This window comes from Demequina lignilytica (genome assembly GCF_030418375.1).
GTDB lineage: Bacteria > Actinomycetota > Actinomycetes > Actinomycetales > Demequinaceae > Demequina > Demequina lignilytica.
In genome coordinates, this window is the sequence record NZ_JAUHPZ010000003.1 from 1 (window position 1) to 12,740 (window position 12,740).

Annotated in this window: 15 protein-coding genes; 3 read left to right on the forward strand and 12 right to left on the reverse strand. The window is 71.8% G+C overall.

Going from position 1 to position 12,740, the window contains the following annotated elements; all coding sequences use genetic code 11:
- Positions 1 to 35 precede the first annotated feature (35 nt).
- The 7 genes from QQX13_RS06100 to sigE all read right to left on the reverse strand — a co-directional run bounded on the left by QQX13_RS06100 (position 36) and on the right by sigE (position 6,215).
- Positions 36 to 665, reverse strand: coding sequence for a hypothetical protein (locus QQX13_RS06100; protein WP_301118918.1), 630 nt, complete (start codon positions 663 to 665; stop codon positions 36 to 38).
- Between the two features lie 86 nt (positions 666 to 751).
- The gene (locus tag QQX13_RS06105) at positions 752 to 1,777 is read right to left on the reverse strand and encodes a YihY/virulence factor BrkB family protein (protein ID WP_301118917.1); all 1,026 of its coding nucleotides are present in this window, start codon (positions 1,775 to 1,777) and stop codon (positions 752 to 754) included.
- Between the two features lie 8 nt (positions 1,778 to 1,785).
- On the reverse strand, positions 1,786 to 2,793 hold the full coding sequence (gene trpS / locus QQX13_RS06110) for a tryptophan--tRNA ligase (protein ID WP_301118916.1): 1,008 nt from the start codon (positions 2,791 to 2,793) through the stop codon (positions 1,786 to 1,788).
- Between the two features lie 74 nt (positions 2,794 to 2,867).
- Positions 2,868 to 3,200 (reverse strand): Sec-independent protein translocase subunit TatA/TatB, encoded by a 333-nt coding sequence (locus QQX13_RS06115; protein WP_301118915.1) that lies wholly within the window; start codon positions 3,198 to 3,200, stop codon positions 2,868 to 2,870.
- A 5-nt stretch (positions 3,201 to 3,205) separates the two neighbouring features.
- A complete protein-coding gene (locus QQX13_RS06120) occupies positions 3,206 to 4,768 on the reverse strand; it encodes a S1C family serine protease (RefSeq protein ID WP_301118914.1) in 1,563 nt (520 codons plus the stop codon).
- Positions 4,769 to 4,785: 17 nt separating this feature from the next.
- Positions 4,786 to 5,628 carry a zf-HC2 domain-containing protein gene (locus QQX13_RS06125; RefSeq protein WP_301118913.1) on the reverse strand — a complete coding sequence of 281 codons (843 nt, stop codon included), beginning with the start codon at positions 5,626 to 5,628 and terminating at the stop codon, positions 4,786 to 4,788.
- Positions 5,625 to 6,215, reverse strand: a complete 591-nt coding sequence (sigE, locus tag QQX13_RS06130; RefSeq protein WP_436968564.1) for an RNA polymerase sigma factor SigE — start codon at positions 6,213 to 6,215, stop codon at positions 5,625 to 5,627. The genes QQX13_RS06125 and sigE overlap by 4 nt, the downstream gene beginning before the upstream one ends.
- A gap of 110 nt (positions 6,216 to 6,325) precedes the next feature.
- Between sigE and QQX13_RS06135 the strand changes: the two genes are divergently transcribed.
- Positions 6,326 to 6,955 carry an O-methyltransferase gene (locus tag QQX13_RS06135; protein ID WP_301118911.1) on the forward strand — a complete coding sequence of 210 codons (630 nt, stop codon included), beginning with the start codon at positions 6,326 to 6,328 and terminating at the stop codon, positions 6,953 to 6,955.
- 9 nt (positions 6,956 to 6,964) lie between these two features.
- On the opposite strand, the gene QQX13_RS06140 is transcribed toward QQX13_RS06135, so the two are convergent.
- From QQX13_RS06140 to dapE, 3 genes are all read right to left on the reverse strand, one after another.
- Entirely contained in the window at positions 6,965 to 7,132 is a 168-nt protein-coding gene (locus QQX13_RS06140) for a DUF3117 domain-containing protein (protein ID WP_082092235.1), read from the reverse strand.
- A 100-nt stretch (positions 7,133 to 7,232) separates the two neighbouring features.
- Complete coding sequence (locus QQX13_RS06145; protein WP_301118910.1) at positions 7,233 to 7,961, reverse strand: LOG family protein; 729 nt, start codon at positions 7,959 to 7,961, stop codon at positions 7,233 to 7,235.
- A 22-nt stretch (positions 7,962 to 7,983) separates the two neighbouring features.
- The gene (dapE, locus tag QQX13_RS06150) at positions 7,984 to 9,075 is read right to left on the reverse strand and encodes a succinyl-diaminopimelate desuccinylase (protein ID WP_301118909.1); all 1,092 of its coding nucleotides are present in this window, start codon (positions 9,073 to 9,075) and stop codon (positions 7,984 to 7,986) included.
- 189 nt (positions 9,076 to 9,264) lie between these two features.
- On the opposite strand from dapE, the gene dapD reads away from it, so the two are divergent.
- Together dapD and QQX13_RS06160 are read left to right on the forward strand one after the other, a co-directional pair.
- Positions 9,265 to 10,212, forward strand: coding sequence for a 2,3,4,5-tetrahydropyridine-2,6-dicarboxylate N-succinyltransferase (gene dapD / locus QQX13_RS06155; protein ID WP_301118908.1), 948 nt, complete (start codon positions 9,265 to 9,267; stop codon positions 10,210 to 10,212).
- Position 10,213: 1 nt separating this feature from the next.
- Positions 10,214 to 11,086: a hypothetical protein gene (locus QQX13_RS06160; protein WP_301118907.1), complete on the forward strand. Its 873-nt coding sequence runs from the start codon at positions 10,214 to 10,216 to the stop codon at positions 11,084 to 11,086.
- Positions 11,087 to 11,092: 6 nt separating this feature from the next.
- Here QQX13_RS06160 and QQX13_RS06165 read toward each other — a convergent pair whose 3' ends face one another.
- Positions 11,093 to 11,380, reverse strand: a complete 288-nt coding sequence (locus QQX13_RS06165; RefSeq protein WP_301118906.1) for a 2TM domain-containing protein — start codon at positions 11,378 to 11,380, stop codon at positions 11,093 to 11,095.
- A gap of 64 nt (positions 11,381 to 11,444) precedes the next feature.
- A complete protein-coding gene (locus QQX13_RS06170; protein WP_301118905.1) occupies positions 11,445 to 12,734 on the reverse strand; it encodes a citrate synthase in 1,290 nt (429 codons plus the stop codon).
- Between the last annotated feature and the right edge of the window lie 6 nt (positions 12,735 to 12,740).

Genomic DNA, 12,740 nt, shown 5'->3' on the forward strand with positions numbered 1-12,740 from the left:
GCGCCGCGCCCCGGCCCTTCGGCGTCGCGGCGCTGCTAGGCGCAGGGCGTCGCCGTGAACGTCACGGTGTCCGAGCCCGTGTCGCGGTAGAGGGTCAGCGCGACGAACAGGTCGAAGCAGAGATCGCCCTCGCCGGCGGCGAGCACCCCGATCGGCAGGTCCTCGCCGCGGATCGACGACCCGATCTGGCCGATCGCTCCCCCGCCGTCGTCGCTCGACGCATGCCCCGAGGCGATCAGCCGCCGCGCGTCCCCGGCGCAGCTCACCGTCCCCGACTCGTCGGTCGCCAGCGCGTCCTCACACGAGCGCGACACGGTCCACGCGAGCTCGGCCTGGGTCGACGCGGTCCCGCCGGCCTCTCCGCACACCTCGTGCACGTCGAGCAGCAGCTGCGGGTCGCTCAGCGCCGCGTCGACCTCCGCCCCGCCCGCCGCGGCCTCCCACAGCATCCAGGCCGGGATGTCGCTCTGCTCTCCCGTGAGGGTGCCCTGGAGCGTCCAGTCGACGCAGGCGCCGCCGGGGAGCTCGGCGGTCCCCGAGGCGTCGACGGTCCGGCTCACCGGCTCCGTCGGCAGGGTCGCGGCGATCACCGCGACCGTGCCGATCGCGCCCGCGGCGAGCACCGCGACGGCGGCACCGATCATGACGGGTCGTGACAGCGCCATCGCGGCCTCCAGCCGACCCGTCGCGCGGTGCGGGACGCACCCCCCAGGTACGCGGGTCCTGAGGCGAGGCTAGCGGCTCGGCCCCGTCAGGGCCTGTCCTGGTCGCGCACGGTCGACCGGGCGGTGGTCACCGGGCTGTCGGCGGGCGTGCCCTCGCGCACCTCGGGCGGGGCCGCGCCGGCGTCGCCCGCCACGACTCGCCCGGTGCTGGCGTCGCGATGGTGCGCGCCCAGCCAGGCGGCGCACATCAGCAGCACGCGGTTCACGTAGTCGACGAAGATCAGGAGCGTGAAGATCGCCGCGAACGGCGCGAGCACGGGGTTGTCCGTGACGCTGCCCACCAGCAGGCTGATGGCCTGCCGCAGGATGCCGATCGCGAGCGCGGAGACAAGCACCACCCACAGGAGCCGCTTGGACCAGCGCGCGCCGCCCAGCAGGATCATCGCGAGCGCGACGAACAGCATGTCGGCGATCAGCGCCGCGAAGGCGCCGATGGTGCGGATGCCCCACGTGGGCACCGACAGCCCGACAAGCGACGCGAACCATTCGGCCGCGTTGGACGCGACCACCTGGATCGCGAGCCCGACGACCGCGATGACGACGAGCAGGAGCAGCGCGAGCAGGTCGCGCAGCTTGCCCTTGACCGGGGAGGACACCTCCTGCCCGAGCATCGTCCTCAGGCTGGTGCGGAGCCCGCGCACGTAGCGCGAGGCGGTGTTGATGAGGATGAGGAAGGAGACGATTCCCACGAGCCCGGCGGACACGCCCGTGGCGGTCGACGAGCCGAGCGAGGCGGGGTCGATCAAGCCGGCGGTGTCGTCCGTCTTGATCAGGCCCGGGACCACCTCGCCCAGGTACTCGACCATCGAGGTGCGCAGCTCCTGGTTGCTCGCGACGAACACGGTCGCGACGGTGGTCGCGATGACCAGGCCGGCGGCGACGGAGGTCAGGGAGAAGTAGGCGATCCCCGCGGACAGCACCATGCCGTTCTGGGTGGTGAAGCGGGTCGCGGCGCGCCCCCAGGAGGACCGGTCCCAGCGCCCCTTGAGCATCTTGCCCTGCGAGACGAGCTCGCCGGCCCTCTCCTTGAGATCCGTGTCCTCGCCCGACATGCCCCTCCTTAGCGATGGAGCGGCGGCAGCAGCCCCAGTCGATCGTAGATCCGGTCCAGGGTCACCTGCGCGATGGCGGATGCCTTCGACGCGCCCTGGGCCAGCACCTCGTCCAACCGCTCGGGCGACTCGATCCATTCCATGGCGCGGTCACGGATGGGCGTCAGGTAGTCGACCACGATCTCGGCGAGGTCGACCTTGAGGTGGCCGTACATCTTGCCCTCGTAGTCGGCGACGATCTGATCGATGGCCCGTCCCGAGAACGCCGAGTAGATGGTGAGCAGGTTCGAGACACCTGGCTTGCCCTCGGGATCGAAGCGGATCACGGTGTCCGAGTCCGTCGCGGCGGCCTTGATGTTCTTCGCGACCTTCTTCGGGTCGTCGAGGATCTCGATGAGACCCTTGGGCCCGGAGAACGACTTGGACATCTTCTTGGTGGGCTCCTGCAGGTCGAAGATCTTCGCCGTCGCCTTCACGATGTGCGGCTCCGGCACCACCACGGTGCCCTCGCCGAGCCGCGTGTTGAGCCGCTGCGCGAGGTCGCGCGACAGCTCGAGGTGCTGGCGCTGGTCCTCGCCCACGGGGACCACGTTGGTGTCGTACAGCAGGATGTCGGCGGCCATCAGCACGGGGTACGTGAACAGGCCCACGTTGGTGCCCGACTCCCCCACCTGCGCGGACTTGTCCTTGAACTGCGTCATCCGGCCGGCCTCGCCCATGCCGGTGAAGGTCGACAGCACCCAGGCGAGCTCGGCGTGCTGCGGCACGTGCGACTGCACGAACAGGAGCGACCGGTCCGGGTCCACGCCCGCCGCGAGGAACTGCGCCGCCGTGACGCGGGTGCGCCGCGTCAGCACGTCGCGGTCCGGGGCGACCGTCAGGGCGTGCAGGTCCACCACCGAGTAGATCGCCTCGTGGGTCTCCTGGAGCTTCACCCACTCGACGAGCGCCCCCAGGTAGTTGCCGAGCTGGAGGGAGTCGGAGGTCGGCTGCATGGCCGAGAACACGCGGGTCATGCGCCCATTGTTCCAAACCTCAGGACGACCCCCGCACCCCTGCCCCACCCGACTGTCCGGGAGGACGGGTCGCGTCAGGTCGCGTCGGCGTCGAAGGGCGCCTTGCCCGGCGTCGCGGGGGACGATGCGCGCGGAGCCGCCGCCGCCCGGGGTGCGGGCGACGACGGCTCGGACAGCGCGTCGCGGACGATCCGGCGGGGGTCGTACTGGCGCGGGTCGAGCTGCGACCAGTCGACGTCGTCGCCGATCTCCGCCTTCACCGAGGCCTTGGAGTCGCGCAGCAGGTCGCGGCCGCGCAGCACCCACTCCCGCAGCTGACGCGCGTACTCCGGCATCCGCTCGGGCCCGATCACGACGATCGCGACCAGGACGAGGATGAGGAGCTCGCCGCCGTTGATGTCCAGCATGCGGCCTATTCTGACGGGTCGGGCAGAGATCCGCCAGAATCCTCCGAGCTGTCGGACGATCCGCCCGAGTCGTCGTCGCCGTAGGACACCTGCGTGTTGGCCGTCAGGGTGACCGCGATGTCCTGTGTCGAGCCGTCGCGCTCGACGGTCAGCACCACGGTGTCGCCGGGCGCCTTCGCGCGGATGGCCACCACGAGCTCGTCGCCGCGGGTGACCACGCGGCCGTCGATCGCGGTGATGATGTCGCCGGGCTCGATGCCCGCGAGGTCGGCGGGACCGCCGGCGACCACGGCGTTCGCCGAGTCCGCGGAGTCGACCACCATGACGCCCTCGCCCGTGTAGCGCGAGTCGAGCTGCACGCCGATCACCGGGTACGTCGCCTCACCGGTCGCGATGATCTCCTCCGCGGTGCGGCGCGCCTGGTTGGACGGGATCGCGAACCCGAGGCCCACGGAGCCCGCCTGCTCGGTGCTCGAGCTGGACAGGGACGCGATCGCGGAGTTGATGCCGATGACCTCGCCGGCGGAGTTGATCAACGGGCCGCCCGAGTTGCCCGGGTTGATCGCGGCATCGGTCTGGATCGCGTCGATGTACGCGCTCGAGCTCGTGTCGCCGGCCGTGACGGGGCGGTGCAGCGCCGAGACGATGCCGGTGGTGACCGTGGACTCGAGGCCCAGCGGGGAGCCGACCGCGATGACGTCGTCACCGACCACGAGCGCGTCGGAGTCGCCGAGCACGAGCGGGGTCAGGCCGGTCAGGTCGATCTTGATGACGGCGAGGTCGTAGTCGGCCGTCGAGCCCACCACCGTGGCGGTGTGCTCGGTGCCGTCGCTCATCACCACGTTGACCGTGGCGCCGCTCGCGGCGTCCGCGACCACGTGGTTGTTGGTCAGGATGTAGCCGTCCTCGCGGATGACGAAGCCGGAGCCCTCGGACGCGACCTGGCCGTTCTCGAGCATCTCGATCGACACGACCGACGGCATCACCGCCGCGGCGATCGCGGCCACCGTGTTCTCGTCGGTGCTGGAGATGGTCGAGCTCGACGACGTCGGGAGCGTCGAGGCCGTGCCCGCCGACGTGGTGGTCGCGGCCGCGCCACCGAGGGTCTCCTGGTAGGCCCAGGCACCGCCGAACCCGGCGGCGCCGCCGAGCACCAGGGCACCCGCGGCGATCAGCGCGACGGTGGAGCGGCGGAGCCGGCCCGGCTGGGGCGCGGCCGCCGCCTGGGCGGAGCCGGCCGGGGGCTCGGTCGGCGGGAGGAAGGGGTCCGATGCGGGCGCCGCAGGAGTGCTCCACGCGGAGAAGTCGGGACGATGCGGGGCGGGCGCGGGGGTCGCCGCCGCGGCCGGCGCCGAGGGAACGGCCATGACGGGCTCCGCCGGCGGGTAGGAGGGGCTCGGCGGGAGCTCGACGGTGGCGTTGGTCGCGGGCGCGGATGCCTGCGCACGCGCCTCCCGGTCGAGCTCGACCGTCTTCTCGAGGCCGTCGCGAGGGGTCTCGGCGGGGGTGGCAGACTCCTCGCCGGAGCCGTTCGTTCCGCGCGGAGGCGCGAAGGGGCTGTCGTTCATCTCTACTTCCCTTGGGGCTACTTGCCGGTGAGGGCGTCGACGAAGACGCCCAGGCCGGACATGATCTGGTCGGCGGCACCGGGCTCGCCGTCCTGGGGGAACGCGATCGCGACCTCCTGCAGGGTCCCCTCGGTGCAGTGGCACGTCAGGAACACCACATGCTCGCCCGCCTGCCATACGATGCGAGTGGGGGTGGATCCGATCACGTAGGCGTCGATGCCGTCCAGCTCCAGCACCGGCGCGCCGACGACGGAGGCGGGGTTGAGACGACCCGCGAACTCGACCACCTGGACGCTGGTGGAGCCGGCCAGGAGCGCGGCCGCGAAGTAGGTGATGCCGGACTCCGTCACCTTCTCGCCCCCGCCCACGGGGACGAGGCCCGAGTCCTCCCACTCGGGCTGGAGCCAGCCGTCGACGCCGTCGCCGGAGAGCATCGTCGCCCGGTCGACCTGGGTGACGCTGACCGATCCGTCCTCGGACGAGGCGGAGAGCTCGGTCGTCACGTCCTGCGGTGCACCGGCCACGTACGCGGCGCCGAGCACCGCGACGAGCAGCATCGCGAGGGACATGGTCAGCACGACGGGCCGGCGGTCACGACCGCGGGCGGCACGCGCGGCGCCGGCCGGCTCCTGCTGCGCCATCTGCTGCATCCGCTCGCGGTCCAGCAGCTGCCGCGCGAACGCCATGTCGATCCCGCACTCGGAGGAGTTCAGCGCCTCACGGGCGGTACGCAGCTCGTTCCAGCGGGTGGTGCACTCCTCGCACCCCGAGAGGTGCGCCATCGCCTCCGCCGCCGCAGCGGCGGGGAGCCTGTTGTCGAGCAGGTCGTGGACTCGCTCGCCCAGGTGCTTGGCCGTCACACGGCGCTCCTCGCGGGGGCGCGGTGGGCGAGCGACTCGCGCAGCCGGGCGCGGGCGCGCGAGAGGCGCGAGCGCACCGTGCCCATCTTGATGCCGAGCGTGGCGGCGATCTCCTCGTACGACAGGCCCTCGATGTCGCTCAGGACCACGGCCGCGCGGTACTCGGGCGGCAGGTCGGCGAGCGCCGCGATGATGTCATCGCCCAGGTTCGACATGTCGAAGGCGTCCTCGGGCTGGCCGGAGCGCTCGTGACGGTCGAAGCTGTCCGACGTCGCGACGGTCGCGTCGTCGTCGGCCATGAAGTCGAAGCGGATGCGCTTCTTGCGGCGCATGCGGTCGAGGAACAGGTTGGTGGTGATGCGGTGCAACCAGCCCTCGAACGTGCCGGGCTTGTACTGCGACAGCGAGTTGAAGACGCGGACGAACACGTCCTGCGTGAGGTCCTCGGCATCGTGCTGGTTTCCCGTCAGGTGGTACGCCAGGCGGTAGACCCGCCCGGAGTGCTGCTCGACGATGCTCTCCCAGGTCAGCTCGGGCGCGGCGGCAGGGGCGATCTCGGCGACCTCGATCGCTTCCGTTCCGGTCATCTGAGCCCTCCTCTTGTCTCGCTCAACGGGTCGACGCCCTTCCATGTTCCCACCGCCTCCTGAGAGTTGCCTGAGACCCCCGATACGCTGGTCCCGGAACGGGAGGTCCGATGAGCATCGAGGCAGCGAACTGGGCGTACGCGGAGGACTTCATCGCGGAGGACCGCGTGCTCCTCGAGGCGCGCGACGTCGCCGACGAGCTGGGCTGCGCGCCCGTGCTCCCCGGCGCCGGGCGGGCGATGCAGGTCCTCGCCCGGACGATGCGGGCGGCGACGGCGGTCGAGATCGGCACCGGGGCCGCGGTGTCGACCACCTACCTGCTGCGAGGCATGGCCCCCACCGGGGTCGTGACGAGCATCGACGTCGAGCCGGAGCACCACAAGGCGGCGCGACGGACCCTCACGGCCGCGGGATTCGCACCCGAGCGGGCGCGGCTGATCACCGGCCGCGCTCTCGACGTGCTGCCGCGCCTGACGGACGCCGGCTACGACATCGTCTTCATCGACGCCCGGAAGTCCGAGTACCCCGCGTACCTCGAGCACGCGATGCGGCTGCTCAAGCCGGGCGGGCTGCTGCTCATGGACAACGCGCTGTGGCACGGCCGCGTCGCGGACCCCGCGCAGCGCGACCAGGACACGACGGCGGTGCGCGAGACGCTGCGCACGGTGCGGGAGGACGAGCGGCTCACCACCGCCCTGCTCACCGCAGGCGACGGCCTGCTGGCCGCCGTGAAGGGCTGAGGCGCCCGACTACTGGAGGGCGCCGTGGAGCGCGTCGCCGAGCTCCTTGACCTCGTCCGCCGTGATCTCGACCACGAGACGACCGCCGCCCTCGAGCGGGACCCGCATCACGTAGCTGCGGCCCTCCTTCACGACCTCCATGGGGCCGTCACCGGTGCGGGGCTTCATTGCAGCCATCGTGTGGGTCTCCTCGCGTGGAAAGTGCGCCGCCCCTCGCGACGCTTGTGCAATTCTACGCCGCGCCGGGAGCGTGCCCAAAATCGCCGTGACGAGAACGTCAGGGGTTGTCGCGGGTGAGGGAGACGACGTGCTCGACGGCCTCGAGCGGGTCGTCGGTGACCCGGATGAGGTCGAGGTCGGCCTCGGAGATCTTGCCCTCCGCCGCCATCGTGTCGCGCAGCCATCCGACCAGCCCGCCCCAGTAGTCGCTGCCGAGCAGCACGATCGGGAAGCGTTGCACCGTCCTGGTCTGCACCAGCGTCAGCGACTCGAACAGCTCGTCGAGCGTCCCGAAGCCGCCGGGCAGCGCGATGAAGCCCTGGGCGTACTTCACGAACATGGTCTTGCGGGCGAAGAAGTAGCGGAAGTTGATGCCGAGGTTGACGTACTCGTTGACACCCTGCTCGAACGGCAGCTCGATGCCCAGGCCCACGGAGATGCCGCCGGCATCCGCGGCGCCCTTGTTCGCGGCCTCCATGCAGCCCGGGCCTCCCCCGGTGATGACCGCGTAGCCGGCCTCGACCAGCAGGCGTCCGACCTCGACGCCGGCGCGGTACTCGGGCGAGTCCGGCGCGGACCTCGCCGAGCCGTACACCGTGATCGCGTTGCCGATCTCCGCGAGCGCGCCGAAGCCCTCGACGAACTCGGACTGGATGCGCATCACCCGCCACGGGTCGCCGTGCAGCCAGTCGATGTCCCGCTGCGAGTCGAGCAGGTGGCCCGCGGTGGAGGTGGTGGGGACGTTGCGGCCGCGCAGCAGCACGGGTCCCTTGCGGTACTCCTTCATGTCGCTCCTTGTCGGGGTCGGGTCACGCGGTGAGCCAGGCCTCCAGGCCCGCGCGGCACAGCCGGATCTGATCGGCCGGGCAGCGTTCGTCGTCGGCGTGCGCGAGCTCGGGGTCTCCGGGGCCGTAGTTGACGGCGGGCACACCGAGCTCGCCGAAGCGCGCCACGTCGGTCCAGCCCTGCTTCGCCCGGGGCGCCGCGACCCCGGTCGAGGCGACGGACTCGACGAACGAGGCGGCGAGCGCGGCGTCGAGGCCGGGCCGGGCCGGGCCCGACAGGTCGGTGTAGACCAGCTCGTAGTCGTCGAGGCCGCTGGAGGCGACGAACTCCTCGAGGCGCGCCTGCGCCTCGCCGAGCGTCCAGCACGGGGCGAAGCGGTAGTTCACCGTCACCACGCACGCGTCCGGGATCACGTTGCCCGCGATCCCGCCCGCGATGCGCACGGCGCTGAGGCCCTCCCGGTACTCGAGCCCGTCGACCACGAAAGCCTCGGCGGGACGCGCGGCGAGCGCCGAGAGCAGGGGGGCGGCGCGGTGCACGGCGTTGACGCCCTTCCACGCGCGGGCGGAGTGCGCGGCACGGCCGTTGATGCGGACCTCCGCGCGCATCGTCCCGTTGCAGCCGCCCTCGATCACGCCCTCCGTGGGCTCGCACAGCACCGCGAAGTCCGCCTCGACCAGCTCGGGGCGCTCGCGCACCAGGCGGCCCAGGCCGTTGCGGTCGGCCTCGACCTCCTCCTGGTCGTAGAAGATCCACGTGATGTCGCGGGACGGCGCGGCGACCGCCGCGGCCAGGGACAGCTGCACGGCCACCCCCGCCTTCATGTCGACGGAGCCGCGCCCTGCGAGCTCGCCGTCCTCGGTCCACCAGCCGGGGACGTTGCCCTTGATGGGGACGGTGTCGAGGTGACCGGCGATCGCGACGCGCTCGGCCCGGCCGAGCGCCGTCCGCGCGACGATCGCGTTGCCCTCGCGGATCACCTCGAGGTGCGCGCAGCCGCGCAGCGCCTCCTCGACCGCATCCGCGATGCGGTCCTCGTTGCCGGAGACGGAGGGGATGTCGACGAGCGCCTTGGCCAGCTCCTCGACGGGGGCGCTCAGGTCCAGGTGCGTCATGGTGCCAGCCTAATCAGGGCATCGTCCCCTCCCCGCCTCGACCCACCCCCGCCGGACACTCCGCACGGAGTCCGTCCCGGGTCGACGGCGTGTCGCCGTCGGAGACCGCTCCCACCGCGGCGTGTCGCCCCGAGATCCGTGCGCAGTGATCGGAAACACGGCCGGGCGGGCTGAACTACCCTGGTGGCCATGACTCGACCCGCCTTCGGATTCGGCCTCGCGACCATCGACAACAACGGGACGGTGCTCGACACCTGGTACCCCTCCCCCGCCCTCGGCGAACCGAAGGCCCGCGCGACGGCGCCCGCCCAGCTCAAGGCGGCCGAGCGCACCGACGACCTCCGCGACGTCCAGATCCGGCTGGTGAAGACCGTGATCGACCTGGACGAGGCGCCCGCCTCGGTCGAGGACGCCTACCTCCGCCTCCACCTGCTCAGCCACCGCCTGGTCCAGCCTCACGGGCTCAACCTCGACGGCGTGTTCGGTGCCCTGACCAACGTCGTGTGGACCTCCGACGGCCCCTGCGCCATCGAGGGCTTCGAGCAGGTCCGCCTGCGCTACCGCGCGTTCGGGAAGCAGCTGACCGTCTACGGCGTCGACAAGTTCCCGCGCATGGTCGACTACGTGGTCCCGTCGGGCGTGCGCATCGCGGACTCCGACCGCGTGCGCCTGGGCGCGCACCTCGCGGAGGGCACCACCGTCATGCACGAGGGCTTCTGTAACTTCAACGCCGGCACGCTCGGCCACTCGATGGTCGAGGGCCGCATCTCGGCCGGCGTGGTCGTGGGCGACGGTTCCGACGTCGGCGGCGGCGCCTCGATCATGGGCACCCTGTCGGGCGGCGGCAAGGAGATCATCTCGATCGGCCGGAACTCGCTGCTGGGCGCCAACTCGGGTCTCGGCATCCCGCTGGGCGACGACTGCATCGTCGAGGCCGGGCTCTACGTGACCGCCGGCTCCAAGGTGCTCCTCGTGGGCCAGACCGACGACGACGGGAACCCGCGCTACGTCAAGGCGCGCGAGCTCGCCGGCCAGGACGGCATCCTGTTCCGCCGCAACTCCGTCTCGGGCGCGCTCGAGGCGGTGCAGCGCCAGGGCAAGGGCGTCGAGCTCAACGCCGCGCTGCACGCGAACTGACGTGTCCCGCGGTCGTACCGCGGCGGCGTTCGGGGTGCTGGTCGCGGCCGCGGGGGGCGCCGCGGCAGGCCTCTACCTCTGGTCCGAGCAGCGGCCCGCGGAGCCGCCGACCTTCCGCTGCAGCGCGGTGCTCGGCGAGTCGACCTCGACCCTGACCGCCGAGCAGGCCGGCTACGCCGCGCTGATCGCCGCGGTCTCCGAGGGGCGCGACCTGCCCGCGCGCGCGACCACGATCGCCCTCGCGACCGCGATGCAGGAGTCCTCGCTGCGCAACCTCGACTACGGCGACCGCGACTCGCTCGGCCTGTTCCAGCAGCGGCCCTCGCAGGGCTGGGGCACCGAGGCCGAGGTGCAGGACCCGTACTACGCCACCGGCAGGTTCCTCGACTCGCTGGTGCGCGTCGACGGCTGGCAGGACATGGAGGTCACGGTCGCCGCCCAGCGCGTCCAGCGGTCGGCCTTCCCCGACGCCTACGCGCGCTGGGAGACGCTCGGCCGGATGTGGGCGTCGGCGCTCCGCGGCCAGACCGGCGGCGTCTCCGTCACCTGCGACGTCGGCGAGGGCGACGGCACCACGCCTCAGGACTTCGCCGACCGCATCGACGCCGACTTCGGCGAGGACGTCTACGCGGTGCGGGTGCTCGACGCGACCGACGACGACGTCTGGCTCGACGTCGCGCCCACGGTGGACGATGCGGCGGCACGGGACGCCCTCGCGTCCTGGGCCGTCGCGGTGGCGGCGGAGGAGTCCGTGGCCGCCGTCTCCGTCGGCGGCGAGGGATGGACCGCGGCGGACGGTCTCGGGCCGGTGGACGCCCCGGCGGGCGCGATCGGAGCGGCGATCCGGCTCACGCTGGAGACGCCGCCCGGCTGAGGCGCGTCAGGACCCGCCCAGCTCGCCCTTCATCTTGCGGTACTCGCGCTCGATCCGCTCCTCGCTGGGACGGCCCGCGCCCGGCAGGAACGCGGCGGCCGCGGAGAAGGCGAGACCGATGCCCATGCCGAGGATGGGCCAGGCCGGCCAGAAGTAGCCGCGCCCGTTCATCCACCAGATGAGGATGAACATGGCCCACAGGACCACGCACACGACCAGGAACCAGTAGAAGCCGTTGCGGGCCTCCACCCGGCGCTTCGCCTCGCGCCGGAGAGCAGCGTCATCGACGTCCATGTCACGCTCCTCGCGTCGGAGGGGACTCCCCTCCACAGTGACACGGGACGGCGCGACGTGCAGGTCAGCGGTCCTCGAGGCTCACGTAGTCGCGCTCGACCTCGCCCGTGTAGATCTGGCGCGGGCGGCCGATCTTGGTGCGCGGGTCGTTGAGCATCTCGCGGTAGTGGGCGATCCAGCCGGGCATCCGGCCCAGGGCGAACAGCGGGGTGAACATCGCCGTCGGGAACCCCATCGCCGAGTACAGCAGGCCCGTGTAGAAGTCCACGTTCGGGTAGAGCTTGCGCTCGATGAAGTAGTCGTCGGACAGCGCGATCTCCTCGAGCCGCTGCGCCATCTGGAACGTCTCGTCGGAGCCGCCGAGCTGGGTCAGCAGCTTGTCCGCGGTCTTCTTCACCACGGCGCCGCGCGGGTCGTAGGACTTGTAGACGCGGTGGCCGAAGCCCATGAGGCGGGCGCCCTCGGCCTTGTCCTTGACCTTGGCCACGAACTGCTCGATGGTGTCGCCCGACTCCTTGATCTGGTCGAACATGCGCAGCGCCGCCTCGTTCGCGCCGCCATGGAGTGGGCCCGAGAGCGCGCCGACGCCGGCCGCGACCGAGGCGTAGATGTTGGCGTGCGACGAGCCGACGATGCGCACGGTCGAGGTCGAGCAGTTCTGCTCATGGTCGCCGTGCAGGATCAGCAGCAGGTCGACGGCGCGGCGCACCGCGGGGTCGATCTCGATCTCGCCCGACTCCGGGGAGAAGGCGATGCGCATGAACTCGTCGACGTAGTGGCCGCCGCGGCGCGGCTCGATGAGGTCCCCGCCGCCGGCGCGGCGCTGGAGGTAGGCGATCACGGTCGCCGACTTCGCGAGCAGCAGGACCGTCGCGAGCTCGATCTGCTCGGGGCTGCGACCGACGGACTCCGGGTAGAACGTGCTCAGCGCGCTGATCGCGCCCGACAGCACGGCCATCGGGTGGGCGTCGCGCGGGAAGGCCCCGAGGAAGGTCTTGATGCCCTCGTGGACGTGCATGTGGCGCGCGACGCGGTTGTTGAGAGCCGTCAGCTGGTCCTGGGTCGGCAGCTCGCCGTGGATGAGCAGGTAGGCGACCTCGAGGAACGTCGAGTTCTCGGCGAGCTGCTCGATCGGGTAGCCGCGGTAGCGGAGGATGCCGGCGTCGCCGTCGATGTACGTGATCGAGGACTCGCACGAGGCGGTGTTCATGAAGCCCGGGTCGACGGTCACCAGCCCGGTGTCGCGGAGGAGGGTGGCCACGGAGACGCCGTCGTTGCCCACGGTCGCGCGCTCGATGGGAAGCTCGCGCGTGCTGCCGTCGACAGTGAGCCTTGCGTCTACCACGTGTGCCATATTCTC

Bases quoted from the DNA above. Each gene is read 5' to 3' on its own strand.
- QQX13_RS06100 (WP_301118918.1), bottom strand. From the start codon at position 665: ATGGCGCTGTCACGACCCGTCATGATCGGTGCCGCCGTCGCGGTGCTC.
- QQX13_RS06105 (WP_301118917.1), bottom strand. From the start codon at position 1,777: ATGTCGGGCGAGGACACGGATCTCAAGGAGAGGGCCGGCGAGCTCGTC.
- trpS (WP_301118916.1), bottom strand. From the start codon at position 2,793: ATGACCCGCGTGTTCTCGGCCATGCAGCCGACCTCCGACTCCCTCCAG.
- QQX13_RS06115 (WP_301118915.1), bottom strand. From the start codon at position 3,200: ATGCTGGACATCAACGGCGGCGAGCTCCTCATCCTCGTCCTGGTCGCG.
- QQX13_RS06120 (WP_301118914.1), bottom strand. From the start codon at position 4,768: ATGAACGACAGCCCCTTCGCGCCTCCGCGCGGAACGAACGGCTCCGGC.
- sigE (WP_436968564.1), bottom strand. From the start codon at position 6,215: ATGACCGGAACGGAAGCGATCGAGGTCGCCGAGATCGCCCCTGCCGCC.
- QQX13_RS06135 (WP_301118911.1), top strand. From the start codon at position 6,326: ATGAGCATCGAGGCAGCGAACTGGGCGTACGCGGAGGACTTCATCGCG.
- QQX13_RS06140 (WP_082092235.1), bottom strand. From the start codon at position 7,132: ATGGCTGCAATGAAGCCCCGCACCGGTGACGGCCCCATGGAGGTCGTG.
- QQX13_RS06145 (WP_301118910.1), bottom strand. From the start codon at position 7,961: ATGAAGGAGTACCGCAAGGGACCCGTGCTGCTGCGCGGCCGCAACGTC.
- dapE (WP_301118909.1), bottom strand. From the start codon at position 9,075: ATGACGCACCTGGACCTGAGCGCCCCCGTCGAGGAGCTGGCCAAGGCG.
- dapD (WP_301118908.1), top strand. From the start codon at position 9,265: ATGACTCGACCCGCCTTCGGATTCGGCCTCGCGACCATCGACAACAAC.
- QQX13_RS06165 (WP_301118906.1), bottom strand. From the start codon at position 11,380: ATGGACGTCGATGACGCTGCTCTCCGGCGCGAGGCGAAGCGCCGGGTG.
- QQX13_RS06170 (WP_301118905.1), bottom strand. From the start codon at position 12,734: ATGGCACACGTGGTAGACGCAAGGCTCACTGTCGACGGCAGCACGCGC.